At 46.8% G+C, this 24,761-nt stretch carries 23 protein-coding genes, 2 tRNA genes and 1 riboswitch; of the genes, 7 read left to right on the forward strand and 18 right to left on the reverse strand.

The features are described from left to right. Positions 1-204: 204 nt before the first annotated feature. The 4 genes from BBR47_RS22075 to BBR47_RS31385 are packed head-to-tail and all read left to right on the forward strand — an operon-like array spanning position 205 to position 4,268. The gene (locus BBR47_RS22075) at positions 205-1,779 is read left to right on the forward strand and encodes a spore germination protein (RefSeq protein ID WP_015892640.1); all 1,575 of its coding nucleotides are present in this window, start codon (positions 205-207) and stop codon (positions 1,777-1,779) included. Further along, positions 1,780-2,886, forward strand: a complete 1,107-nt coding sequence (locus BBR47_RS22080) for a GerAB/ArcD/ProY family transporter (protein ID WP_015892641.1) — start codon at positions 1,780-1,782, stop codon at positions 2,884-2,886. It begins immediately after the preceding gene. Beyond that, on the forward strand, positions 2,879-4,111 hold the full coding sequence (locus BBR47_RS22085) for a Ger(x)C family spore germination protein (protein ID WP_015892642.1): 1,233 nt from the start codon (positions 2,879-2,881) through the stop codon (positions 4,109-4,111). The genes BBR47_RS22080 and BBR47_RS22085 overlap by 8 nt, the downstream gene beginning before the upstream one ends. A gap of 4 nt (positions 4,112-4,115) precedes the next feature. Continuing rightward, a complete protein-coding gene (locus tag BBR47_RS31385) occupies positions 4,116-4,268 on the forward strand; it encodes a hypothetical protein (RefSeq protein ID WP_015892643.1) in 153 nt (50 codons plus the stop codon). Positions 4,269-4,311: 43 nt separating this feature from the next. Here the strand turns inward: BBR47_RS31385 and BBR47_RS22090 are convergent, their stop codons facing one another. The 5 genes from BBR47_RS22090 to BBR47_RS22110 all read right to left on the reverse strand — a co-directional run bounded on the left by BBR47_RS22090 (position 4,312) and on the right by BBR47_RS22110 (position 7,763). Continuing rightward, positions 4,312-6,183 carry a DNA/RNA non-specific endonuclease gene (locus tag BBR47_RS22090; protein ID WP_015892644.1) on the reverse strand — a complete coding sequence of 624 codons (1,872 nt, stop codon included), beginning with the start codon at positions 6,181-6,183 and terminating at the stop codon, positions 4,312-4,314. Between the two features lie 80 nt (positions 6,184-6,263). After that, entirely contained in the window at positions 6,264-6,788 is a 525-nt protein-coding gene (locus BBR47_RS22095; protein WP_041749570.1) for a type 1 glutamine amidotransferase domain-containing protein, read from the reverse strand. 175 nt (positions 6,789-6,963) lie between these two features. Beyond that, positions 6,964-7,046, reverse strand: a tRNA-Leu gene (locus BBR47_RS22100). Positions 7,047-7,063: 17 nt separating this feature from the next. Then, a tRNA-Pro gene (locus tag BBR47_RS22105) sits at positions 7,064-7,140 on the reverse strand. A gap of 134 nt (positions 7,141-7,274) precedes the next feature. After that, on the reverse strand, positions 7,275-7,763 hold the full coding sequence (locus BBR47_RS22110) for a hypothetical protein (protein ID WP_041749571.1): 489 nt from the start codon (positions 7,761-7,763) through the stop codon (positions 7,275-7,277). 135 nt (positions 7,764-7,898) lie between these two features. Between BBR47_RS22110 and BBR47_RS22115 the strand changes: the two genes are divergently transcribed. The 3 genes from BBR47_RS22115 (at position 7,899) to BBR47_RS22125 (ending at position 10,519) form a co-directional block, all read left to right on the forward strand. After that, the gene (locus tag BBR47_RS22115; protein ID WP_007722024.1) at positions 7,899-8,123 is read left to right on the forward strand and encodes a hypothetical protein; all 225 of its coding nucleotides are present in this window, start codon (positions 7,899-7,901) and stop codon (positions 8,121-8,123) included. Positions 8,124-8,190: 67 nt separating this feature from the next. Then, the gene (gene fosB / locus BBR47_RS22120; RefSeq protein ID WP_050763840.1) at positions 8,191-8,643 is read left to right on the forward strand and encodes a metallothiol transferase FosB; all 453 of its coding nucleotides are present in this window, start codon (positions 8,191-8,193) and stop codon (positions 8,641-8,643) included. A gap of 154 nt (positions 8,644-8,797) precedes the next feature. Then, positions 8,798-10,519, forward strand: a complete 1,722-nt coding sequence (locus BBR47_RS22125) for a protoglobin domain-containing protein (protein WP_015892650.1) — start codon at positions 8,798-8,800, stop codon at positions 10,517-10,519. Between the two features lie 5 nt (positions 10,520-10,524). Here BBR47_RS22125 and BBR47_RS22130 read toward each other — a convergent pair whose 3' ends face one another. The 13 genes from BBR47_RS22130 to BBR47_RS22190 all read right to left on the reverse strand — a co-directional run bounded on the left by BBR47_RS22130 (position 10,525) and on the right by BBR47_RS22190 (position 24,751). Beyond that, positions 10,525-11,628, reverse strand: coding sequence for a hypothetical protein (locus BBR47_RS22130; RefSeq protein ID WP_015892651.1), 1,104 nt, complete (start codon positions 11,626-11,628; stop codon positions 10,525-10,527). 1,195 nt (positions 11,629-12,823) lie between these two features. Continuing rightward, the gene (locus tag BBR47_RS22135; RefSeq protein ID WP_015892652.1) at positions 12,824-14,134 is read right to left on the reverse strand and encodes a nucleobase:cation symporter-2 family protein; all 1,311 of its coding nucleotides are present in this window, start codon (positions 14,132-14,134) and stop codon (positions 12,824-12,826) included. A 32-nt stretch (positions 14,135-14,166) separates the two neighbouring features. Next, the gene (locus BBR47_RS22140; RefSeq protein ID WP_015892653.1) at positions 14,167-14,757 is read right to left on the reverse strand and encodes a xanthine phosphoribosyltransferase; all 591 of its coding nucleotides are present in this window, start codon (positions 14,755-14,757) and stop codon (positions 14,167-14,169) included. A 230-nt stretch (positions 14,758-14,987) separates the two neighbouring features. Beyond that, positions 14,988-15,089: riboswitch (purine riboswitch) on the reverse strand. Positions 15,090-15,221: 132 nt separating this feature from the next. Continuing rightward, entirely contained in the window at positions 15,222-16,307 is a 1,086-nt protein-coding gene (gene rsgA, locus BBR47_RS22145; RefSeq protein WP_041749572.1) for a ribosome small subunit-dependent GTPase A, read from the reverse strand. Between the two features lie 243 nt (positions 16,308-16,550). Beyond that, positions 16,551-16,799, reverse strand: a complete 249-nt coding sequence (locus BBR47_RS22150) for a hypothetical protein (protein WP_015892655.1) — start codon at positions 16,797-16,799, stop codon at positions 16,551-16,553. Positions 16,800-16,896: 97 nt separating this feature from the next. After that, positions 16,897-17,118 (reverse strand): WYL domain-containing protein, encoded by a 222-nt coding sequence (locus tag BBR47_RS22155; protein ID WP_015892656.1) that lies wholly within the window; start codon positions 17,116-17,118, stop codon positions 16,897-16,899. A 170-nt stretch (positions 17,119-17,288) separates the two neighbouring features. Beyond that, a complete protein-coding gene (locus BBR47_RS22160; protein ID WP_041749573.1) occupies positions 17,289-17,768 on the reverse strand; it encodes a DUF4265 domain-containing protein in 480 nt (159 codons plus the stop codon). A 280-nt stretch (positions 17,769-18,048) separates the two neighbouring features. Further along, entirely contained in the window at positions 18,049-19,290 is a 1,242-nt protein-coding gene (locus BBR47_RS22165) for an MFS transporter (protein WP_041749574.1), read from the reverse strand. A gap of 275 nt (positions 19,291-19,565) precedes the next feature. Then, positions 19,566-20,189 (reverse strand): YcnI family copper-binding membrane protein, encoded by a 624-nt coding sequence (locus tag BBR47_RS22170; protein WP_041749575.1) that lies wholly within the window; start codon positions 20,187-20,189, stop codon positions 19,566-19,568. A gap of 14 nt (positions 20,190-20,203) precedes the next feature. Further along, positions 20,204-21,490 carry a copper resistance protein CopC gene (locus tag BBR47_RS22175; protein WP_015892660.1) on the reverse strand — a complete coding sequence of 429 codons (1,287 nt, stop codon included), beginning with the start codon at positions 21,488-21,490 and terminating at the stop codon, positions 20,204-20,206. Between the two features lie 152 nt (positions 21,491-21,642). Continuing rightward, positions 21,643-22,476, reverse strand: a complete 834-nt coding sequence (locus BBR47_RS22180; protein ID WP_015892661.1) for an alpha/beta fold hydrolase — start codon at positions 22,474-22,476, stop codon at positions 21,643-21,645. 65 nt (positions 22,477-22,541) lie between these two features. Beyond that, positions 22,542-23,645 (reverse strand): Ger(x)C family spore germination protein, encoded by a 1,104-nt coding sequence (locus tag BBR47_RS22185; RefSeq protein WP_015892662.1) that lies wholly within the window; start codon positions 23,643-23,645, stop codon positions 22,542-22,544. Then, entirely contained in the window at positions 23,642-24,751 is a 1,110-nt protein-coding gene (locus tag BBR47_RS22190; RefSeq protein ID WP_231850508.1) for a GerAB/ArcD/ProY family transporter, read from the reverse strand. Before BBR47_RS22190 ends, BBR47_RS22185 begins: the two co-directional genes overlap by 4 nt. Positions 24,752-24,761 lie beyond the last annotated feature (10 nt).

A 24,761-nucleotide genomic window follows, 5' to 3' on the forward strand; every position in this document is an offset into this window, starting at 1 on the left:
TACTCTCTCTACTAATACCTGTTTATGAACTTCCTTTTTACTTCACTCTATTCTACCATGCCGAATGTATCACAGGTCACAAATGAGTTCAATTCAAAACTATGAAAGATTTAGCATTCGCCTATTCTTCCGCATAATTTTCCTCTCATCTGGAAAAAATCGCACTAACATGATATTCGTTATCTGAACGGGAGGAAACTTCAAATGATGCGCAGATTTTTGTCACAGCGTCGCAAAAAGAAAACTCCCTCTCTTATCACACAGCGCTTGCAGCAGCGAAATGATCCTGCGCTTGTACTAACGACCAGTTTGCAGCAAAACTTGGAGACGTTTAAGACCGTGCTGGGCAGCCCACACGATTTATTACTTCGTTCCTTTACGATCGGCAACACCAATCATTCCTGTGCCGTGATTGCGATTGATGGATTGGCGAACTGCGATATGCTGGATACGCAAGTTCTCGGACAAATCCAGTTGATGATCTCAACTGCTTCCAAAGTAGTACCGACTGAACCAGACGAGATTGTCCGGATGCTTTATGAGGAAGTCCTTACTGTCGTTGAAATATCGAAAGCAACGGATTTGACAAAAGTACTCGAAGGCATTCTTTCCGGGGATACAGCCATTTTTGTAGATGGAGCGACCGAAGTCATTATTGTCGACAGCAAGGGATGGAAAACTCGTGCCATAGAGGAGCCGGTCTCCGAAGGATTGGTGCGTGGTCCGCGGGATGGCTTTACGGAGAGTATCCGGGACAACACCGTTCATATACGCAGACGTATCAAAGACCCGAACTTGCGCTTTGAAGGGTCGATCATAGGCAGACGCAGCCGAACAGATGTGATCATCGCCTACATTGAAAACATCGCTGATCCAGAACTACTGAATGAAGTGAGACGACGAATCTCTACGATCGATGTGGACGAGATAGAAGAGTCCGGTTTTATTGAGCAATGGATTGAAGATGATTTTTTATCACCTTTTCCGCAGATTCATAACACGGAGCGTCCCGATAAAGTGAGTGGAGCGTTGTTTCAAGGTCGCATTGCAATATTGGTGGACGGGACTCCGATGGTGCTCATTTTGCCTGTGACGATTGGTTTGCTCCTGCATTCACCAGAGGATTACTACGAACGTTGGATTGTCGGTTCATTGGCTAGGCTGTTGCGGTATTTGGCAGCATTTCTGGCCGTCTATTCGCCCGCTTTCTATATCGCTCTCGTCACCTTCCACCCTGGCTTGATCCCGTCTGATCTCGCCTTCTCGATCGCGGCCACACGTGATGGGGTTCCGTTTCCGGCATTCGTAGAAGCGATCATGATGGTGACGACGATGGAGCTGCTGCAGGAAGCCGGATTACGCTTGCCGAAGCCGATCGGCCAAACAATCGGGATCGTCGGCGGTCTTGTCATCGGTGACGCAGCGGTTTCTGCGGGCATCGTCAGTCCTGTCATGGTCATCGTCGTCGCCCTCACTGCCATCGCTTCTTTTGCCATCCCTTCTTATCACCTCGCCATTGCCTTTCGGATGATTCGTTTTTTCGCCATGTTTATGGCGGCCATTTTTGGTATTTATGGTGTGGTGCTTAGCTTTATTGCCATCATGATTCATTTATCCAATCTGACCAGCATCGGGTACCCTTATTTGGCGCCTCTTGCTCCACATATGCCAAGGGATTGGAAGGATATGATTTTGCGTGCCCCTGTTACCTTCTTGAAAACCCGACCAGATGCCCTTCACACGAAAGATGAAAACAGAATGAGTACAGGAGGGTCGTGAGTGAGTGCAGAAACCTTGGCGGAGAAGTTGATCAGCAAAAATCATATGGGGATTAACATTGCCTCAGTCACAATCGGCGTCGGCATCCTGACCTTTCCCCGCTCCTTAGCCAAGGCAACCGGAGCATTCGATGGATGGATCTCCGTCGTGATTAGCGGTCTTTGTGCGTGTCTGGTTGGCTGGCTGCTAGCCAAGCTCGCTGCTCGGTTTCCGAGACAAAGCTTCTTTGAATACAGCTCGATAATCGCAAGCAAACCGATCGCCTACATCTTGACCTTTCTCGTCTGTATTTACACGATGCTATTTGTCTCGTTTGAAATCAGGGCAATCGGAAACATCGCTAAGCAGTACCTGTTCTACAATACCCCGGTGGAAATGATCACGCTCTCTTTTCTCTTGATCGTTCAATATTCCGTGATTGGATCACGTATTGCCATGCTGCGGCTCAACTTGCTGTTTTTGCCTGTGGTTCTTGTCGTCATGTTCGTCGTCCTGCTGTTTACTACCCAGTTGTTTGACATCCAAAATGTTCGTCCCTTCTTTTCATCAGACTGGCGCTCACTCTTGGAAGGCTCCAGAGTAGTCGGATTGTCTTATTCCGGCTTTGAGATTATCCTTTTTTACACCATGCTGATGAAAAAGCCTCAGGAAGGGGCAAAGGCCGTGACGTTAGGTCTCTCGATCCCCATTCTGCTCTACATGACCATCTACATGTTCGCCATCGGAGTATTCTCTGCGGAGGTTGCGACGAACCTGACCTATCCAACCATCGAGTTGGCAAAGGAAGTCGAAATCCCCGGCGGCTTTTTTGAACGGGTGGAGTCCGTTTTCTTCACCATCTGGATCATGACGATCTTCAACACATGTGCGATGTGGCTCGATATTACCGTGCTCAATCTGTCGTCCATGTTCAACAAGGTGCGCAAAACGTTTTGGGTGCTCATTCTTTCTCCCATGATTTATTTTGTCGCGATGCTCCCACAAAACCTGGTTGATTTCTTCACGTTTGCAGATAACATCACTTATTTCGGAATGATCCTCGTCTATTTATGTCCGATTTTACTGCTCCTCATCGCTGTCATACGAGGTGTAAAGGGTCATGAATAGACAGCTCACTGCTTTCTGCATCTTCCTGCTTCTATCGACTTTGCTGGCTGGATGCTGGGATCAGGTTCAAATTGAGGAACGAGGATTTGTAGTAGGCGTAGCGGTTGATAAACCTCGTACAAAAGAAGCCGAGCAGCAAGCCAAACAAGAGGCACCAGACAAACCTCAAGTAAAAGAGCGCTTTCTCGTCACCCATCAATTCGTCGTCCCCGGTGGATTGATCTCCGGCGGACAAGGAAAAGGCGGTGGTCAAAACACAGCCAATGAGGCTTTCCTCAACCTCATATCCGAGGGAGATTCTCTTTTCGAGATTTCCCGGGAATTGGCTACCCGGACCAGCAGAACTCCGTTTTATCAGCATATGAAGATCCTGATCGTCTCCGAAGACGTCGCCCGTACGAAAAACGGTTTTGCCAGAGCACTCGATTTCTATCTGCGTGATCCAGATTCCAGACGAAGCAGCAAGGTATTTATCTCAAATGGCCCCGCTAAAGAAGTACTGGAAGTCAAACCGAAAACAGAGAAGCTGCCCGCTATTTACGTCAACTCGATTGGAGAAAACGTTAATAAAAATTCCCGCATGCTTCCAGAGGCCCGATTGGGCGATGTCCACGAGGACCTTCTCAGTTCGTACAGTTTTGTGGTTCCGCGTATCAGAGCCGAAGAGCAGGAGGTAAAATTAGCAGGCGCCTCTGTTTTTACCCGAGACAATCAGTTGGTTGGTTTTCTGGGGGAAGAAGAGACGGAGGGGCTGAATTTTCTCACGGGAAAAGTTAAGGGAGGTATGGTAAAAGGCAAGGTAAAAAACGGTCTTGTCTCGATGAACATCCAAGGGATCAAGCATAGCATTGAAGTAGATTTACGCGATCAGCAACACATGAAATTTACAATAACGATCGAATGTGAAGGGACATTGGCTGAGTCTTACGCCACAATGGATTCACTGAATAACACTACGTTGAAAAAGCTTGAACAAGTGTTTGCCGAAGAAATCGAGCGAATGAGTAATGATACCATCAGAAAGGTTCATAAGCAGATGAAAGTGGATGTCATCAAGCTTGGCAACTATCTGAAGCAGCATTATTTTTCGCTATGGAAAAAGATTCGGCATGATTGGGAATTAGGGCAGCATCTGTATGAAAAAAGCGAAATAAAAGTTCAAGCAAAAGTCTATTTACGCAATATCGGTGCAATCAACCGTACCGAACGTCAAAACAACAGGTGATCCCATGTTCAAGTTTTTAGGCGTAGTTCCTCCTTATTTGACCTTCGCAGGGACGATCATGGCGTTTTTGATTCCCTATCTTTTTTTTAAAATCAATAACAAAATTCATGAGTTAGGCGATCCGCCGTGGAAGAAACGGAATAACTCCGGTTCATAAAACCCCAAGCCGAAATGTACCATGTTTCGGCTTGGGGTTTCTCTCATTCTGTATCAATTGTGCGCAAATCGATTTTGTCTTTCAAAAATCCGTCAAATGTCTCAACTCGCCTGCAACTGTTTTTGTTCCACTCGAAGTCTCGTAAATTTTTTTCATCACTCACCGTTTTTCTGCTTTTCTTCTTCAAGATTTTAAATCTTTCATGCGCGGCAATCGATTTTTTGACCGACCTTTCCCATTTTCTTTTATAGATGGGACGTGTTTTTTTGACGATCTTTGAATACGCCATTCTTTCCCGTCTATGATTGAGGATGACTCGTATAACGCGGCTTTGCTTTTGGAGCATGGCTTTGCATTCCTTCAGCAGGTCTGGGCTTATATCTTTTGCGTTCATTTTTGTTTCGATGTCTTTCAGATGATCCTTTTCAAGCTGCAAGCTTTTCAAGTCATCATCCTTCATAGAAAATGATTCCAAATAATTTTCATTTGCATATTTCAGCTCATCGTACTCCTTACCAATCTTTGCATCCCGCAACTCTTTGATAAAACAGCTTCTATATTCTTCGTCAACCATTTTGTCCATCACAACAGCGGGAACTAGCTCAAAGTCCTCTGGTTGATCTGCATCCTCCATGGCATCAAACTCGAGAAAATCTTGTCTGTTTTTCTCATACATGATGTCAATCGCTTTTCGAATACCCGCAGACTCTGCCACCAATCCGTCTTGTACACTCCCGTAGTCCGCTACTCTTTCCCTTCCTTTCCATGCTATCGGGTCTTTATTTTTCGCATGATCTGACATCAAGGCTTGATGCATGGAAAAACGAACACCTGTAACGCCCTTCGTATCCTCCAAATCACCGGGCGTATAATCTTTGTCTTCTCCTCGATTGACGGAATACCATAAATGGTATCTCGCCGTATAGTCGCTCTCCGTATAATCTAGATTACCTTCGTCCATATTTTCTGAATATTGATCATAGGACGAATTCCCTGCCGTCGGACGACCAAATTGCCCATTGTTGAGCATCTCTGCCTTGGCCTCCCATTTGAAGGGTATTCTGACAGGAAGCTGAATTTCCCATGGTTTATCCGCGTCTATTTTTTTCAAGATCCCCAATTTCAAGAGCTGATCCTGGTCTACACTGAAGTTCAATTGATCGTATTTTACTTCCACCGTGTACTCGTACTTTGTTCCAATTTTCGCTTCACGAAGCATTTCCTCGATTGTATTATTGTAGGATTCTTTATTATTTTTTGTATCCTGCGGGGCTACATTCCATTCTTGATCGCCTCCTTGTCCTCTGAGGATCTGATAGCCAACCAAATGACCTCCCTCGTAGCTGGCCAATAACCCGCTAATCGCGCCTTCCCGTATGAAAATCTCTTCTTTTCCAAGATTTCCGATGGCTGTTACCACCTTTAAGCCTTCACGGTCATTTTTAGAGGCACTTTTTGTAACAAGAGCGGTAACAGAATGAGGACGGTCGCATGTATCTCCCAATTCGTTTTTTGTTTTGGCAAATATCTCTGCATTCAAATTTTTTTCGCCGAATACTTCCTTTAACATCCCCCAAAAAGTAGGAAGTCCTTTGTCTGCTTGCACATCCGTAAACTTCCCGTCATCTCCAACGGCTTCTTCAAAATCTTTTTGTTGGTATGCATCTGGATGATCCGCTTTCATTTTATTGAGATTCTCTTGTTTGAGTTTTCTTTGGATGAGTGGCATTCGAGGTTGCTTTTGATTTTGCAGGAGTTGCGTCATTGCCTTGTTTCCTACTTTTTTGGCGAGTTGTAAAACGGGTGGCATGTTTCGGTGGGAATTTTGTGGGGGAAGCACATTGTCAGATAGATTTTTGCTGCTTGGCCTCTGATTTTGATTTTCTTTTGGGAGTGACTCCCGATTATTGAACACCCTATCATCCCCTACTAGGTTGGCGTTTCTTTCATGAAAGGACTTACCCGTCAATCCGAGCAAGCCCTTTTCATCATTTCCTATTGTAGTGCCAGCAAATCAGCAAACGCTTTGGCGTACGCAGGGAGGTCAGGCGGTCTACGGGAACCTACAATGTGACCGTCTACCACAACCTCTTCATCTACCCAAATCGCTCCTGCATTCTCCATATCATCTTTAATGCCTGGCGTCGATGTCGTCTTTACCCCGCGCAAAATTTTTGCGGAGGCAAGCACCCAACCCGCATGGCAAATGTGTCCAATCGGTTTTTTCGCCTCGTGCATCGCTACCACAAACGACAGCACTTCCGGATAGCGGCGCAGCTTGTCAGGTGCCCACCCTCCTGGAACGAGTACGCCTGCATAGTCGGCAGGATTGACCTCTCCCATCGCTTTGTCAGCCTCACACGGTACACCGTACTTCCCTATATAGACTTGATTCGCCTTCGGACCGACGAAATGGACGGTAGCGCCTTCCTCTCGCAGTCTCATCACCGGATACCAGAGCTCGAGATCCTCAAATTCACTTTCGACGAAGCAAACCACTTGTTTTCCTGCAAGTCTCAACGTTCTCGCCTCCATTTCCTTCTATACTACGCTATTGTAGCAGGTACAAAAGGAAAAGACAGCAGGTACATGGATCAAGCTTGCTGCCTATCTATCCTCGGTATAATAAAAAAAGTGAGAAACAGGCCTACTCACTGTTCCCCACCTTATAACGAAAACCATATGTATAGATTGCTGGTGCCGGTAGAGGGACTTGAACCCCCACGGTTTCCCTCACGATTTTGAGTCGCGCGCGTCTGCCAATTCCGCCATACCGGCCTATTCAAAAGAAAACATGGTCGGGAAGACAGGATTCGAACCTGCGACCCCTTGGTCCCAAGCCAAGTACTCTACCAAGCTGAGCTACTTCCCGATCGCCAACCATATCGGACCTTCTCTCATTCGACAATTTCCGATAAGTATCGCAACACTTACATACTATACAGGCAAATTGAACCAATAGCAATACCGGATTTTTTTGGAATATAGTCATTTTTTCCTAGTGTTTCATTTCCCTCTCCATGATGCACAGGCTTTTCCACAAGGTATTTGGCGTTTCAAGAAATCCTGCGGTAGATTAAACGGATAGTCCAGCGGATGACGCCCTACAACAATCCAGCGCCCATTCGAAAGCTTTTTCAACTGGTACACACGGAAAAATCGATCGCTTGGATCGAAGGCAAACCATACCACAAGCGTCGCACACCTGCTGCCCGAGGACAGGACCTGTGATTTTACAATTGGTGGAGCCCCTATCGTATCCCCTACCGGGATCGCGAGTCGTCCGTTTATTCGCCGCAAATCAAGATTGCCGATCACTCGATTTGCCAGACAAGGGGTCATGAATTTTTGCAGGAAACGGCGAATTTTCACCTTGGAATTGAACCGTTTTGGCAAAATGATTCCGCGATCCCCCACACGCTTATGCGCTGAAAAGATAATCGTAAAGAATGCTTGCTCTGCCAATCGAATGACCTGCACCCATTGCTTTTTCATCTGACGTCCCTCCCCCTGTCAGATTATGCATCACGGGAAGAAAATGGTTGGACGCTTACCTATATACATAAACCGTTGCGTGCAGGGCAAATTAATACGGTGTTCTGATCACCCAAAACCGCAGGAGGTATAGCAATGCCTAGCCAAATTAACACGGACTCGCTTAAAAAAGCAGAGGTAGCCACCACGCTGGCAAAAAATATGATTACGCAAGCAATCGAGCAATCTGCTGCCAATCCACAGCTCGCCGAAGAAGCCTTGAAGCAAGCGTCTCAGGAAATTGCCCAAGCGCAAACAATGGTGTCCCAAGTCCAATCTACGCTGCAAACCCAAGCGCAAGCTCAACAAAGTCAATCCTAACCAAATGGCAGGCAGACCCGGATTAGACTGGTGGTTTGCCTGTTTTCCCCATACAATAGCAATTGAGATGATTGCTAAAAAGGTGGGGGACATATTGCCGCAACTTCAAGGATTGAATCATTTGCTTTTCTCTGTCTCAGATCTGGAGAAATCTTTTTGTTTTTACCGGGATGTCCTGCACGCCAAACCACTAGTACGAGGTCGCAAGCTGGCTTACTTTGACTTAAATGGCTACTGGTTGGCGCTGAATGAGGAACCCGACATCCCGCGCAATGAAATTGCTCACTCCTATACACACATGGCCTTCACTATTACAGAAGAGTCATTTGATGAGTGGTATGCTCACTTGGAAAAGCATGGCGTGACCATTTTGCATGGACGGGATCGCTCAGAGCGGGATAAGCGCTCCATTTATTTTATCGACCCTGATGGGCATAAGTTCGAATTACATACAGGCACTCTCCAGGACCGTCTCGCTTACTACCGGGACGAAAAGCATCACATGACCTTTTTTGAATAATCGATGACGCTGTCCATTTCTTAATATAATTTTCACAAAATCACAATAGTTCCAAAGATTCAACTCCATACGTGAATGCTATAATCGATAAAACACTTATGGCCTATTCCCTTATGAATAGGCCCGTTTTTCGTAAACATTATGGAGGGATTTTATGTTTGGTAAGCGTGGCGCCCAAACCGTTACCGCCTTAATTCAAAAAAGCGATGTCCAAATGTCCGATCAGCTAACGGGGAAAATTCATTTTTTACAAATGAATCAAACAGACCTTGATCGGCTGAAACAAATTGAACCACTCCTAACAGAACACCTAGAGGCCATTACAGAGCGTCATTACCACATGCTTTGCCAATACTCCCATCTTATGCAGATCATCGAAACGCATACGACGGTTGATCGATTGGCCGTATCCTTTCGTCACTATTTGCAATCGCTTCCACACGCCAAGCTAGACGATGCCTATGTAGCCGGGCGTAAGAAAATCGGAGAGGTCCATAGCAAAATTGGACTTGCGCCAGAATGGTATACGGGCTCATACTTGCGGGTTTATGAATATTTGATTCCCGCTATCGTCAATACCTATTCGAAACGTCCCCAGGAATTATCTTCTGTCCTGTTGGCGCTCATGAGAATCATCACGCTTGATTCGCAAATCGTCCTCCAATCATATCAGGAGGACAATGATTACAAAGTCATTGATCGCCTGGGCGAAGTTCTGGAATTAGTGATTCAGATCGATAAATTCAAGCATGTGCTGGACACGCTTGAGGCTACGACTGAGGAAGCTGGCAATGTGGGATCTGCTGCTGAGCAGCTAAGCGAATCTGTGCAAAAAGTGGCTCAATCAGCCGTCTCTGTCGCAGAGAGTGCTTCCACGACAATCGAGCAAGCAACGATGGGCAAGGATATTATCCAAGATTCATTAACGAGCTTTCTTTCCATGGCAGATGAATTCCAAGAGATGCAAGCAAAAACTTCGCAATTAATGACATCCATTGCAGAAGTTTCTCAGGTCGTCCAAGTCATCCGCAATATTGCCGATCAAACCAATCTTCTTGCATTAAATGCGTCGATTGAGGCAGCGCGTGCCAACGAACACGGGCGAGGCTTTGCTATCGTGGCAGATGAAGTACGAAAGCTCGCCGAGCAGACCAAGCAATCCGTTCAAAGCATTACTGCTACAATCAACAATGTTCAGAATGAAGCTGTCCAGGTAAAAGAAACGGCCACTCTCATGAGCGACCATTTTAACGATAAAGTGATTCAGACACGCGATGCCATTGGAATATTAGGAGATATTGTGCAAAACATTGAGACTGTCGGGCATTCCACCGGACACATCGCCGCATTGGCACAAGAGCAGTCTGCTGCCACAGATGACATTTCCATGCGCATATCGCAAGTCCTGACGAATATGGAGCAGGTCTCTTCGCACGTCTCGAATGTAGGTAAAAACGTCTATAATGTTGGGGCTGGCATTAACAGCCTACACAAGCTGAGCATCACACAAACGAGCCACTTTAAGACCAAGCATTACTTGCGAATCGTCAAAACCGACCATCTCTTATGGAAATGGTGGCTGTACAACTTCATGCTTGGGTATCACCACATTGATGAAAAAGAACTCGTGGACCATCATCAATGCCGCTTGGGGATTTGGTATGACGAGGCCCTGAACAATCCATCCTTGAGCACCTTGCCTTCTTTCAAGCAATTAGAAGCGCCTCATCGCCAGTTCCACGAAACGGTTCGGCGGATTTACCACCTCGTCAAGCAAGGAAAACTAGAGGAAGCAGAAGCTACGTTTGATACGCTAGAAGATATCTCACAACGCATTCTCAACGTACTGGATCAGCTCGCCAAAGAAGTATCCTAATGCTATTATCTACTTTTCTTTTGCTTGCCCGGCTGCCTTTTGGAGGCAGCTTTTTTTGTTTGGACACGGTTTAACTCTGCGGGAGATAGCGGTCCAGTACGGGTGTCGGTTCGCCTGACCCTTTTTGCTTTGACAACTGACCTGCCTGCTCTCCCTGTTGCTCTTGCTATCCCCACGCCAAACGCTTGCAATGCCCAGACAACCGGATACGAAATGGAGAGCCTCCCATTGGCTGAACCAGCAAAATTCACAGCCGCCGCGTAATTGCCCGCAGTCAGCCAAACAGAGCCGGAATCTCCCGGCAAGGAGATGGGAACCGTACTTCTGATGACCGTCTGGTTCTGAAAACGAATGGTCCCCAGTCCTCCGTAGTTCCCGTAACTGACATCAATATCGGTGTGGATCGATTCGACCGTTCCCCATGCCAGCCCCGATGAACGGCCCACCTTTTTCAATCTGCGCCCGATACCATACGAGCGAATCACACCTGGTACTCTGCCTACGGTTGCATAACGAGGGGCAAGGAGTCGATTGGAAGTAGGGATGCTAAGCGCTGCATCCATTCGATTACCTGCATTTCTCCGAAGACGAACATACCGATACAGGCGTCCGATTCGATCTCTTCCCGAGCGACCACCGTCGGCTCCACCTGGCTGGATGGTCTCGGTATAGCCGCTCGTATTGTTACGATTCAGGACGTGATTGTTGCTCAACACAAACCGTTGGCCTCCTCGGGCAACGATTAACCCAGCCGTTCCGGACGCCCCTGGGTAGCCGATGCTATATCCAGCGATCACAGGTCTGATTCTACTGCGATAATTCGTTGCAGAAGGACGTACAGCAGGATGACAATGGCACCGTCCAGAGGTTACGGTGCGAACAGGAACGGATACATGGGCTGTCGCCACTTGTCTTTTGACAAGGACGCAACTCGGGCAGCTCTTCTTCACGGCGGCACTTGCATTGACGGTATACATCACAATACAGGCGCCGCCTTTTTTGTTTTTTCCGTTTGCGTAGCCAATCCCGATGCCAATTACGCCCGGCATCCGCTTCCACCTTTTGACCAAATGCTTCTTGGCCAGGAGCGCTTCCTGAAAGGTTGCCATGGCACCCCTTCCTTTCTGGAGGTAGTTTGTTTTACATGGTCATCGTATGTAAAACTTGGCCAGCACTGTTGGACGCTTGTCATTGCGGGGAAGCCTTTTTTAAAACCTGTTGTTCGAGCTGTTGGGGTGAGAGGAAACAGGAGAAAACGCTCAGCTTCTTGTCCCACCCGCTGAGGGATTCACTGCCCGACTCCATGAAAAAAAGTGAAACCCGCGTCCAAAGTGGTCCATTCAGGAAGCGTCTCAGAGGTGGCCGCTAAAAGCTTGTTTCTCTTTTTTTCATTGCGTCTCGGTCGGTGTACCAAAGATCTTCGCTTATTTCTCCTGTTTCCTCTACGAACTTTACGTGTTAATCGATTTTTAAAAACCTTAGAAAGAATGTAAGAATATCATCAGTTACGCCAGAGAAGAATATTTCCAGACGTAGCGACTTGTGGAGTCCTACCGAGCGGAGAAGGGATTCGCGGGCAACAGAAACGCAACTGTGCCCGTGCTACGAAGCGGCTACCACTTTTGCGTTTCCCCGCGAATCCCTTCGGAGCGGACAGTCCAACCCTCAGCGGGACGGAGCACTGAGCTTAGACTGGAAATATTCTTCTCCCCACCGCAGCCACATACATAGAAACTCAAGTACGTTGCACTAGTGCCGGGGAGGAAACAGGAGAAAACGCTCAGATTCTAGGTCCACCCGCTGGGGGATTGACTGCCCGGCTCCATGAAAAAAAGCGAAACCCGCGTCCAAAGTGGTCCATTCAGGGGGTGTCTCAGAGGTGGACGCTGAGGGCTTGTTTCTCTTTTTTTCATTGCGCCTCGGTCAGCGTCCCTAAGATCTTCGCTTTTTTCTCCTGTTTCCTCTACGAGCTTTCCGTGTTTACCGATCTTTTCACGAATTAAAAGATTGAAGAATGTGATCAGTTACGACAGAGAAGAATATTTCCAGACGTAGCGACTTGTGGAGTCCTACTTAGCGGAGAAGGGATTCGCGGGCAAAAGAAACGCAACCGTGCCCGTGCTACGTAGCGGCTACCACTTTTGCGTTTCCCCGCGAATCCCTTCGGAGCGGACAGTCTCAACCCTCAGCGGGACGGAGCCTGGAGCCTAGACTGGAAATATTCTTCTCCCCACCGCAGCCACGATAAAAGAAAACCGCCACCTCCTGTCTAACCAGGAAACGACGGTTCATTATCTGATGATGTTAAGACGCTTCCGAAACAGTTACATTTGCCGGAGCAGTCTGAGATGCTTTTTTATTCGTATGAACAAGCAAGATATTCAAAATGACTGCCGTCAAAGAACCTGTCACGATACCATTTTGCAGCATCATTTTTGCCAAAGTAGGCAGTTGATCGAACATCGTCGGAACCGCAGCAGAGCCTAGTCCAACAGCGATACTGCAAGCAGCGATCAGCAGATTTTCGTTTTTGCTCAGGTCAACCTGCGAAAGAATATTGATACCTGATGCAACAACCATCCCGAACATAGCGATCATGGCCCCACCCAATACCGCGTTAGGAATGACCGTTGTCAAAGCTGCCAGCTTTGGCAGTAATCCGAGAACGACCAGGATTCCACCGGCACCAATCATCACATCGCGCGATTTAATGCCAGTCAAGGAAACCAAACCGACGTTTTGCGAAAAAGCCGTGTAAGGGAATGCGTTGAAAATGCCACCCAGTACGATTGCGACACCTTCTCCGCGCAATCCTTTGACAACATCATGATCCGTCACTTTTGTATTGGTCACTTTACCGAGTGCAAAGTAAACACCAGTGGACTCAGCCATGCTGATGATATTGACGAGAATCATGGTAACAATGGCCACAATACTGAACTGTGGTGTACCGAAGTAAAACGGTTCAACCACACTAAACCAAGAGGCTTCCGCAACATTCGCGAAGCTGACCATCCCCATCGTGTAAGCGACAGCCGTACCGACAATCAAGCCGAGCAGAACAGAAATCGCACGAATAAAACCGGTAAAGAAACGATTAATAAGCAAAATGATAACCAACGTTCCTAAAGCCAAAAGCAAATTGTGCGGTTGTCCAAAGTCCGGCATGCCTTGTCCGCCAGCTGCGTTGTTCATCGCAACGGGAATGAGCGACAGTCCAATGATTGTAACAACTGAACCTTGTACCACGGTTGGGAAAAAGCGCAGCAGCTTGCCAAACAGTGGAGCTGCCAAGACAACGAATATACCCGATATGATGATGGCACCGTAAGCGGTCGCTAGATTACTCGTAGACGCAATCGCAATGATCGGTCCTACTGCTGTAAACGTACAGCCTAGCACAACAGGAAGGCGAATCCCCGTATAACGTGTACCAAGAACTTGCAAGAGCGTCGCGATTCCGCATGTGAAAAGGTCAGCAGCAATCAAATAAGCGATTTGCGTAGGAGTCAGATTCAAAGCACCACCGATGATCAACGGTACGACGACGGCTCCTGCATACATGGCAAGAATGTGCTGTAAGCCCAAAGTAACAATTTTATGTTTGGCTAGCATGAGTGAACCCTTACCTCCTATTGATTTTTTGATTATACGCGAGCAGGCTCTTCTTCAATAAAATGAATGCCTTCTGGTGACATCGATTCAATACGTGCCAATGATTCGATTCGTACGCCAGCTTGCTCCAAGAGACCGCGGCCCTCCTGGAAGCTTTTTTCAATAACAGCGCCCACTCCAACGAGATGAGCACCGGCATCTTTGACAATATTCGTAAGCCCTACCAGAGCAGCTCCCGTAGCCAAGAAGTCATCGACAATCAATACGCGGTCTTCTTTGGACAAATACTGACGGGAAACACTGATTTGGTACGTTTCCTGACGGGTAAAGGAATGAACAGGAGCAGAATATACTTCCTCTGTCAGCGTGACAGCTTTTTTCTTTTTCGCATAAATAAAGGGAACACCCAAAGCAAAGGAAGTTGCCATAGCAAAATGAATTCCACTTGCCTCAATCGTCACGACTTTTGTAATGTTTTCACCAGCGAACAACTCGGCAAAGCGTTGCCCGATCTTCATCGTCAATTGCGGATCTACCTGGTGGTTCAAAAACGCATCCACCTTCAAAACGGATGCCGACAGTACCTTGCCATCCTGTACGATGCGCTCTTGTAATTCTTTCATCAGTTCTTCCTCCTCAGATATCGTTCCGGCCATTTTTACTTGCGGCCTGCTGAAATATAGAAAGCCCAGAGTGGACAGTGTCACAAGCGGGCTACGTAACGAACCAACGCCAAGTGAAACTGTCCCTCTGGGCTTTTATCCCTTAGGTGTGACACATCATTCGTGCCTGCGCCGCTCGGACCAGCTTTCTTTCAACCCTATGATTGAAATAGGAAAGAAAGAGACGGAACCCTAGACGCACTTTCACTCGTAGTCAGGTGATTTACGGTCACCTGGTAGAAACGGTTGGGCCTTATTCCCAAAATTATACGAGCTACCTATCTTTTTCGAAGTGTAATAACGAGTATTGACCAAATCTATCATAACTCTCGCGTTGGTAGCAAGCGTTAATTTTTGAAAGAAAAAGGAAGCGCTTACTTGCCCGATTAAAGGAAAGAGCCCTGATTTCTCAAGGGCTCACGTACTTATCTCTTTGGTTTTTTCTCCCGCATTTGAACGTTGAGCTTCTTCCATTTATCCCTTTCAGCAGCAGCAAGCCTTGCGTCTTCTTTGCGTGCCAGATGTGCCAATTCGCGTTGGAGCTTTAGGTAACTGTCAAAGCGTGCCTTTTCCAATGATCCATCATTGATAGCAGCTTGAACAGCACAGCCGGGCTCGCGCATATGCTTGCAATCATTGAAACGGCATGTTTCCGCAATGGACTCGATATCGTCAAAGGCACCGCGGAAGCCCTCATCTGCCTCCCAGAGCTGGAGTTCCCTCATACCCGGTGTATCGATCATAAGAGCACCACTCGGCAATCGGAACAGTTCGCGATGAGTCGTCGTATGGCGGCCACGGTCATCACCTTCACGCACGCCACTGACTTTTTGCATCTCCGCTCCGCTCAATTTATTGATCAACGTGGATTTTCCAACACCAGAGGAACCCATCAAGGCAATCGTCTGGCCCTCGCCCAAATACGGTGCGAGCTGATCCAGTCCTTCTCCCTGCTCAGCACTGACTACGTGAACAGGTACTCCGATCGCGATTGATTCTATCTCTGCCATACATGCATCCAGATCGTCACACAAATCTGCTTTGGATAGCACAATCACCGGATTGGCTCCACTTTCCCACGCAAGAATGAGATAGCGTTCAATCCTGCGTAGATTTAAATCATTGTTTAAGGAATTCACGAGGAAAACCGTATCGACGTTCGCAGCCACAATCTGCTCTTCCACTGTATCCCCAGCTACCTTGCGGGAAAACTTGCTCTTACGTGGAAGAAGTCCGTGGATCGAGGCTTTCTTTTCCTCTGGGCGGGCACTGATCACTACCCAGTCCCCGACAGCCGGAAAATCTTCTCGTCCGGTTGCCTCATAACGAAGCTTACCTGTTACCTCGCCTAGGAGCTCGCCATGCTCACTCCACAGACGATAAATACGTTTATGTTCAAGTGTGATACGTCCCACACTGAAGCCTTGCTCAGCATAAGGGGTAAAATGATTAGCAAAATACTCATTCCAGCCCATAGATTGCAATACTTGTTGATTGGTTGTTTGATTCACTGCGGATTCCCCCTGCAATTGGTTAGATATATGGCTATCAGCCAGAACCAGTCACAGTCGAATCCTCATTTGGTGAACGATATTACTGTTCGCTTGAAAGGAGGATTCCCGTGACCCCGACTACGACACTCTGAACAAATTTGATGACTACCATAAAACATCTCTCCTTTAGCAAACCTACCATTCAGGTTTGGAATCATATTTCCCAATTATTGTACCATAATGAAACAAAATGCAACAGCGTCAATCTCCCCCGCCGCCGCCTCCGCTATCTCCGCCACCACCACTATCGCTTCCGCTGTCATAGCTATCCCAACGATCATTTGAATCATGACTTCGATGATGGTGATTATGAGAGCTGTCTACATAGAAGGCTCCGCCCCCGCTGTCTGAAGAGGAATGAGAGCGCCCACTTCCGCCTTCTGCAGCTTTGGACGCTAAGACAAACACTACGATCAAGAACATGATGACAATGACAATGAAGAACTCCATTGTTGTCCCCGCCCTTCCTCTTTTTTGAAGTTGTTTACCTATTTAGTATAACATAGTATAGCTGGAATAGGCTGGGGGCGTGGAGGATGATTCCTTTTTATCCGGCAAAATACCCTGACACAGGTGCGATCGCCAAAATGTTTTCTAACACAAATACACGATACGCCTTCCTCCTATAACAGTATGCTTTCAAGCTCCCTTTGTTCCCATCGATATGAACCACACGAATCGTACGCCTGCTAGCCTCTCCATCCTTCTTCAAATAGATGATCTCCACTGCTTGCTGCCTCGCTGCGTACCTTCTCAACTCCTGAATCATCAGGCTGTCACCACCACAAAATGTGTCTTCTTGTTGTTGAGATCATCATACTAAAAGAGAACACTGGTTCTCAAGTTCCCCTTTACAAAAGAAAAAGAGACCCATAAACACATACGAGTCCCCATCCCAGAGATAGTGCGGAGTGCCGAAGAACTGACGTTTTCAGACGATTAATCCAGATCTCTAGCCCAACTAACTAACTCTTCATCTTCAAAATCATATGGATTCTTGTAAATATTAGAGTAATAGTACTCTGCTTCTAGGACGTCTCTAATTTTATTAAACGTATGATTGGTTGCATGAAATCCATTACTGATTGGAGCAGTAAACGCGAGTGAACCATTATAAAATCCATCTAGAGAGCCTGATAGTTCTTTTTTAACTATAGATTCAACTGCTTCTATCTTTTCTTTGATAGGCTGCTCTTTGTAAATTTGAATACAGAAATTACCGCCATGCTTTATTAACTCAAAATCTCCGTTGGGATGGAGTTTTATTGTATCTCCTTTCGCAAGACCGAGAGCTAGCCCTGGAGATGCACATAATTTGAATTTTTGATCGCTTAGGTATTCTGCAGGAAGCTCTTCTAAAACTGTTTCCTGCGAACTTGTGCCAGCAAAAACTTTAATCAATGTTAATTTATCTTCCATACGATGCTCCACACCTGTCTCTATTTTGAAAGATTATTTTTTCTTGATTATACCAAAAAAAGTCAAGACTTCAGAAGATTGATGAAATCGCAGAGTGTGAAGATACACCACACACGGTAGAGAAGGTGCTCGCCGTGCATCCTGATCTCATTCTTCGTGACGACTGGGATGAAAAGAGCATCGACAACCTCAGTCACGATGCGCTTCGCCACCCAACTATTGCCCCAACCAAAAAGGCATGCGTCCTAAAAATGGACACATGCCTTATGCTTGTTACAACTCAGCGCCTCCTAAGCGCACGTCCGAACACAATCAGAATCGGTGCCAACAAGATCGCCGCTGCAACGAGCGAAGCGCGAATCGAAAAACGCGTCCCAATCCATCCGACAGCCGGACCACCTGCCGTTTGTCCCAACGCATTGGACTGGCCCATCATCGACAAAACCGTCGCTCGCACATTGCTTTCAATGTTTAAATTGAGCCACGTATCATACAGCGGATTGCTCAATGACTGGATCACACTGATCAAAAGCAATGCAACTAATGCCCAGCTAAAGCTAGGAGAAAAGGCAAAAGCTATCATTGCTGCAATTTTGAGCCCCGTCAACGTGAACATGCCTACAAGGACAACCCGCTCATTGTTCACATCCAATCTTTTTTCCACAACGCCTACGACGATGAGGCCGAGCAAGCTTGCAAGTGCGGCAATGATCCCGAACCACATGGGCATCGAAATAGCAGCAAACTCTGGAAAACCAATTTCTGCGATCAAATGCGCTTCCCACAAACGGTCATACCCTTCTGAGGCTGCACCCGTAAATAGCGTCACGAACAAGATCAGCATGAGAATCGGCTGACTGCGAATTACTTTGGCACCCGAAGTCCACGTCTGAATCATTTCCTTCACGTGGGAAGCACCTTGCTCACGTTCACGAGGAATAAATCCGGTCTCCTTCATGAACAGAATCAGAAAGACGCCAAGCCCCAGATACATGAGGCCACCTATGAGGTAAGGCAAATTGGGAGCGAGTGTTGCCAATGCCACACTAAGTGCAATCCCGAGCAGATTCCCAAACAAGGAGTAGCGCTTGGCCTTCATGAAAATCGTACCGATCTTCTCTTCCCCGACCTCATCTACAATCCATGCAGTATCCGCTCCACTGATAAACGTATACCCAAGACCACTGACGACTTGCGAAAACAACACCAAACCAAAGACAGAAATCATCGGTATCCAAGCATCAAGCGCGGGAACAATCCCCTGCATCGCAAATCCGATTCCCAGAAAAAACATCCCGAGAATGACGGAGCGACGGCGACTGTACGTATCCGCCACGACTCCTGTTATCCCTTCAAGCACCAACACGGATAACTCCAATACCGTCCCGATCACTAGCAATTCAAACGGGTTAAAGCCCAGTGTCACAATGTAGTAAAGCGCATAGGTCGTGAACATGGTCGTATTGGCCAGGGAAGTCAAAAAACTTTTGATCATATATACTTTTGTCGCATTCATGAACATGGAAGCAGTATCCACCTTTTTTTAGGCAGATGACGCGTTCCGTTTTCACATACTGATCGTACCTCTACAATCCTCTACTGTGCAAAATGCGTCCGCGTCATGCTGCCGTTCGTATTTTTCCTTCCGTGTACTTGCTTGCTCTGAATAGTGTTTTTAACATGTGATATACACCTCCGAAAGTAATTACAGCTATTATAGAACGTTTTTAATTCCCATACAATGGAAAAAGCCGTGCAGTATGATTGGACACACTGCACAGCTTCATTAGGAAGTACTTACGCTTTTTTTCTAAACAGGCCAACTATGGAGATCAGCAACGCCAAACCAGAAAGTACCAATGGCAAGGTATTGTTGCTGCCTGCACCAGCCGCTTCCCCAGCAGGAGCGGTTGTCGGCTTTTGTTCTTGTCCATGCTCATGCCCTGCTTCGCCTACACCAGCCTTAATGGTAGTAACAGACGCTGGCGTGTTGGAATCCTTGTCCCCTGTCCATTCCACAACCTCGCCGTTTGCATAGGTCTGATAAGCCTTCCAAGCCAATTGGCCCTCTTCTTTTGGGTTTGCCCCGACAAACGTGAACTCTTGGAACTCATGCGCCTTGATTCCGCCTGCTGTGGCTGTCCACACAAGTGCTGTGTTCACACCGTCTTTATCTTTCTCGAACTCGTAGGACCAGCCCGGAATCGGTTGTACGGAATTTACCTTAACACCAGCCGGGAATTCCACCTTCACTTTTGTCGTGTTGACGTCTTTTTCGACTGGAACACGCACGGTGTATTTTTCATAGGAGCCTGTAGTAGTCTCTTTCGGATAGACGTTCACATGTGCTTGTGCTGCTGTCGCCAACGTCAAAACTGCACCTGCTACCAGTACACTACTCATCCATTTTTTCATTTTCATCGTATAAATCCTCCCTAGTTTGAATCTGTTTGAATTACGGCTTGATTATTTGTCACCGCAGTTGGGTAGTTGATTTGGCTCATCCAAAGTCCGGCCAGAATAGCGATAATCCCGAATACAATCTCCCAACGCAAGTAAGCGGGCTTCAAGGAATTTTTCGTCCGCCAGCGTCTGGTTTGCCTAAAGGCCAGAAGAAGCATGAGGCAGACACTTGCTATTTTTCCGTATAACAGATAACTCCATGCTGTTGCACTCTGGATAATATTCATGACATCCGTCTGCACGATGAGCATGACAACGCCCGTCACGACGGCAAGCACTGCCGCCACCGCAACTGTCTGCAAAAAGAACTTCTTGAACGACTCCTGTCCTCGTTCAACCGCTTTGACTGTAAGTAACAAGTAGACAAGTGCCCCCATCCACACAGCGACCGTCAAAACATGCAACAGTCTCAGCAAAATCGACAGCCAGACAGGAGCAATGCCCCATGCATGACCGCCAAAAGCTTGCGCGCTGATCAATAGAACCCAGATTCCCACATACCAGCCAGACACCATATTGGGGATCGCAATCAATAACAGTAGGGCAAAGGACACCAGCAGCATGATCGCAAACGGAGACTGACTGAGCAAGTTCCCGTCCATCTGCCATAGTGCTTGCGTGAGTGATACAGTGGTTAACGATTCGTCATACAGGAACCACAAAAATATAAGTCCGATGATCGCCAAACTCCATCCGATTTGTCTGCCAATCCCGATGAGCTGGGCAAGCGAAGGCAAACCATGACGCTGTGCTGCCCACGCTACCAGATACAACCCGCCACCGACGAGAATAATTCCCTGCGCCAAATAGCGGTACATGATCAAGTAGCTTGAATCTGCTTTTTGCTCATTTGGGGGAACCACCACTGCACTTTTTTGTCCGATGGAAAACGTGAGCTTCTCTGAGATCGGATGTCCGTCCTCGGAAACGACCGTCACGATAACCGAATACGTCCCCTCAGCCAAATCGCTCGGCAAATTCGCATTCAACTGCGAGGCATCACCCGGCTGCAATGTCGGCCGCTCCAGTTTTATTTCCTTGCCATTCCAATCAAATAGACGCACGTTAACAAGATCCGGCTCCAAAGTTTCAGTAAACCGCGCAGATATTTGTCCTGGATTCGCCTTCAGTACCTCACCATCTTGTGGGGAGCTGCTCATCAAGCCAGCGTGGGCGTAAGCAGTTGTCATACCCGTTGTCAGTACAAGTAAGAAGGCGAGCAAAAACACAACCGTATATTGTCTGATGTTGTATGTCACCCTGTCACCTGCTTCCTTATTTCGTCCTTAATCCTATCAGATTAGTACGAGAATCTATATGGCTCCATCGGGCTATCTGTTGTGGCAAAGTGTTGAAAACAAAAAAAGGCATGAACGGAAATTCTGTCCGATCCGTGCCTTTTCAAACTGTATTAGGATGATTTTACAATGTTTTGTGCGAGAAATTCCAGGACAAGCTTGTTGAATACCTCTGGTTGATCCATCGGTGGGATATGTGCTGAATCAGGCAGGATGACTTTTTTTGCGCCTGTAATCCGCTCACCTAACACATCGGCGATCTGTAAAAAATCAGGATAATCCCGCCCTCCTGCAATAACGAGTGTCGGGGCTTTGATTTCTTCCAAGCGCTCGATTGGTGATGGGGATAAAGTCTCCAATCCGACTCCAAACTCCGGCAGCGAAAAGGCGTGTCTGTTTATTTCTTTAAAGCGGTTACGTGCTTCGCGAGCTTGCTCATTTACCGGCTGACCAGGACCGTCAAACCACATTTGTGTCGTCATTTCCAACGCTTCCTCTGTCGTGCCACGCTGACATACTTGATTGAAGCGTTCTACATCGTGCAGCCTTTGTTCACTTCTTGGGTGACCAAACAAGCCGGATGCAACCAGAATCAAGCTGTTCACCATCTGCGGATAAGCAAGGGCGAACTCCTGCGCCACCATTCCCCCAAACGAAAGCCCAGCCACATGCGCTTTTTCGATACCAAGCCCTTGCAGAACCGCTTTCACATCATCGTACAAGGTATAAGGAACGTCAGTCGCCAGTGTTTTACCGAACCCGCGGATATCAAAGCGAACGACCTTATATGTCTGTGCAAATGCTTGCAGCTGGGCATCCCATAGCCTTGTATCCAGATTGAAGCCGTGGATCAATAAGAGCGGTTCGCCTTCCCCTGCTACTTCATAGTAAATGCGTGCGCCATTTGCTTCGAGAAAGCCGGTTTGTACAGACTGCCTGTTTTCCATTTTTTCTCACCTCCCCCTCACTATCTCACCCGGGGTTGTAGCTTGTCTATGTATTTTTGTTCCGATTACCCAATGACTCCTGTACGTAAAATCTTGATCTTGACATCGACATCAAATTTCGCCCTTTTCATGATTTCCCGCCATTCATCCTTACTCATTTTCTTTTTCCCGCTTCTTTGACTGGCTATATTGTAGATTTCCCCAAATCCTACCGGGTCTACATCTTGCTTTCTAAACTTTTCCAGTAAATGCTCCATCTCTTTTTTAACCGCCAGCTCGATTGCTTTTTGTACCTTTTTCAACTGCTCAGGCTTGGATAAATCGATTTTTTCAGCCATTTCCTGAATCTGCGCTGTCATATTGACTTTCACAGAAAATCTTGGTTTCTCCAAATCCAACACTTTTATTTGCTTTTTGCTTGAGATATGTTCAATGACAGTAAAAAAACGCTTTTTATCGAGGGAGATGTTTATTTCCAATTCACCCTTATTGTAGCGCTCCCGTAATATCTTGAGGAAAAATCCCTCCCTTGATGTAATCTCTGCCACCAGTTTTTGATCTCGAAATAAACCAATTTGATTAATATGCAATTCATTCTCTACTCTTTCGATATAAGGCATCACGGGATCTTTCCCGATTGCATAATAATCTTTCATGAACTCATGAAGTTTCGAGGAGATCATGTTCTCCCCTTCGACATTCTGCCGTATGGCTTGATAGAGGTATATTCCAATGTTGCTGTTCTCGGGATAGCGATGTGTCAAAATATCATACGCTCTTCCTTTGGCTACTGTTAAATAGACATTGCTTCCGATGGAGGCATCACGCGTTAAGTTTTCCACAAGAGACAGGATTCCTTTACGAGCTAACTCATCGTGGTAGACCACGACGCGAATTTGACCTCCTACAATTTTTTTGGAAGACTCCCTGTTCTGTGAAACGGTAAGTCCTTTGCTCGTATGCGCTGTGCCCGAAATGACGGTGACCAACTCACGTGCCTCCGGGTCAATTTGATAAAATACCGTGGTACCCAATAGCTTTCCGTCTTTACTAAGATCGTACCCCACTGCAACTGCCAGTCCCAATTTTTCTAATACGTGCTGCTCCCCACAGCCGTTCAATAACACGACCACTGCTAAGTAGTAAACGAGCAACCGTAACCTTTTCATGTTCGGACCGCCCCCTTCCGAAACAGCCGAATCACTACATAAAGCACGATGGGATAAATAAAAATGATATAGAAACCTACTCCACCGAAAATATCCGTGATGAGATTAATCGACTGGCGTGTTTCCAAAAAATTGCTAGCAAAAAACATAACACCAACAATCCCGATAAGGGCCATTCTCTCCTTGACCCCACTAATATGGTGGACCCCCCGCATGGCTACCCACAGGTTCATCAGCAAATTATCCAGCATGATGAGCATCCACAGTGAGATCGACACAAACTCAAAACGCTCCAAAAACGGAAACTCTACAATTTTCATCATCATTAGCGTTGCCCAGATAAGATGCTGAAGCTGCTCCCCTTGAAAGTACAAGAGTGTAACCAGCATGACTGCCACATACAAGAAGGTGGTCATAAACAGGCCACCATGTACATATCGCGGTAGCATTTCCTTTTCCTTCACAAACGGATAGATGAACAAAATAATCTCAAATCCGATGATGGAAAAAGACATCTTCTTCGCACCGTCCATAAGCTCTACAAGATCATGATGAAAGACTGGCTGCAATAAATGAAAATCGGCGTATTGCATGGGGTAAACCAAGAGCAGTAACTGCCAAACCGTCAACCCGACAGAAAAAAAGCTAATGCCAGCCAGCACCCGAATGCCACCCGTCACTCCATAAATGGCTAGGCAAAGCAAGGAGGCATTTAATACCCAAGAAGGCACTCCTGGAAACATCCATGACTGAATAATCTCGATGTACCCTCTCAAGATCGTTAAGGCAGAGCCCATGATATATACGATAAAGATGAAATTAAGAACACGTGCAGGCCATTTTCCAAATACCGTTTGATGAATGTCATACAAATCCATATCTTTGAATTTCGCTAAGATTTTCAGCATGAACCATGCTGCTATATGTGTCATAATGCCTGCTATTATGACCGAAATCCAGGCGTCTTGCTGCACCCTATCATAAATAAAGCGTTGGACACCCGCTATGCCGATTCCAACCTGATTGCTATGAACCATAAATAACGCAAGCGATACGCTGATAGCCATGTGAGTATTTCGACGAAAAGTGGACCGTGACATTGACATTCTCATTCAA

This window comes from Brevibacillus brevis NBRC 100599 (genome assembly GCF_000010165.1).
GTDB lineage: Bacteria > Bacillota > Bacilli > Brevibacillales > Brevibacillaceae > Brevibacillus > Brevibacillus brevis_D.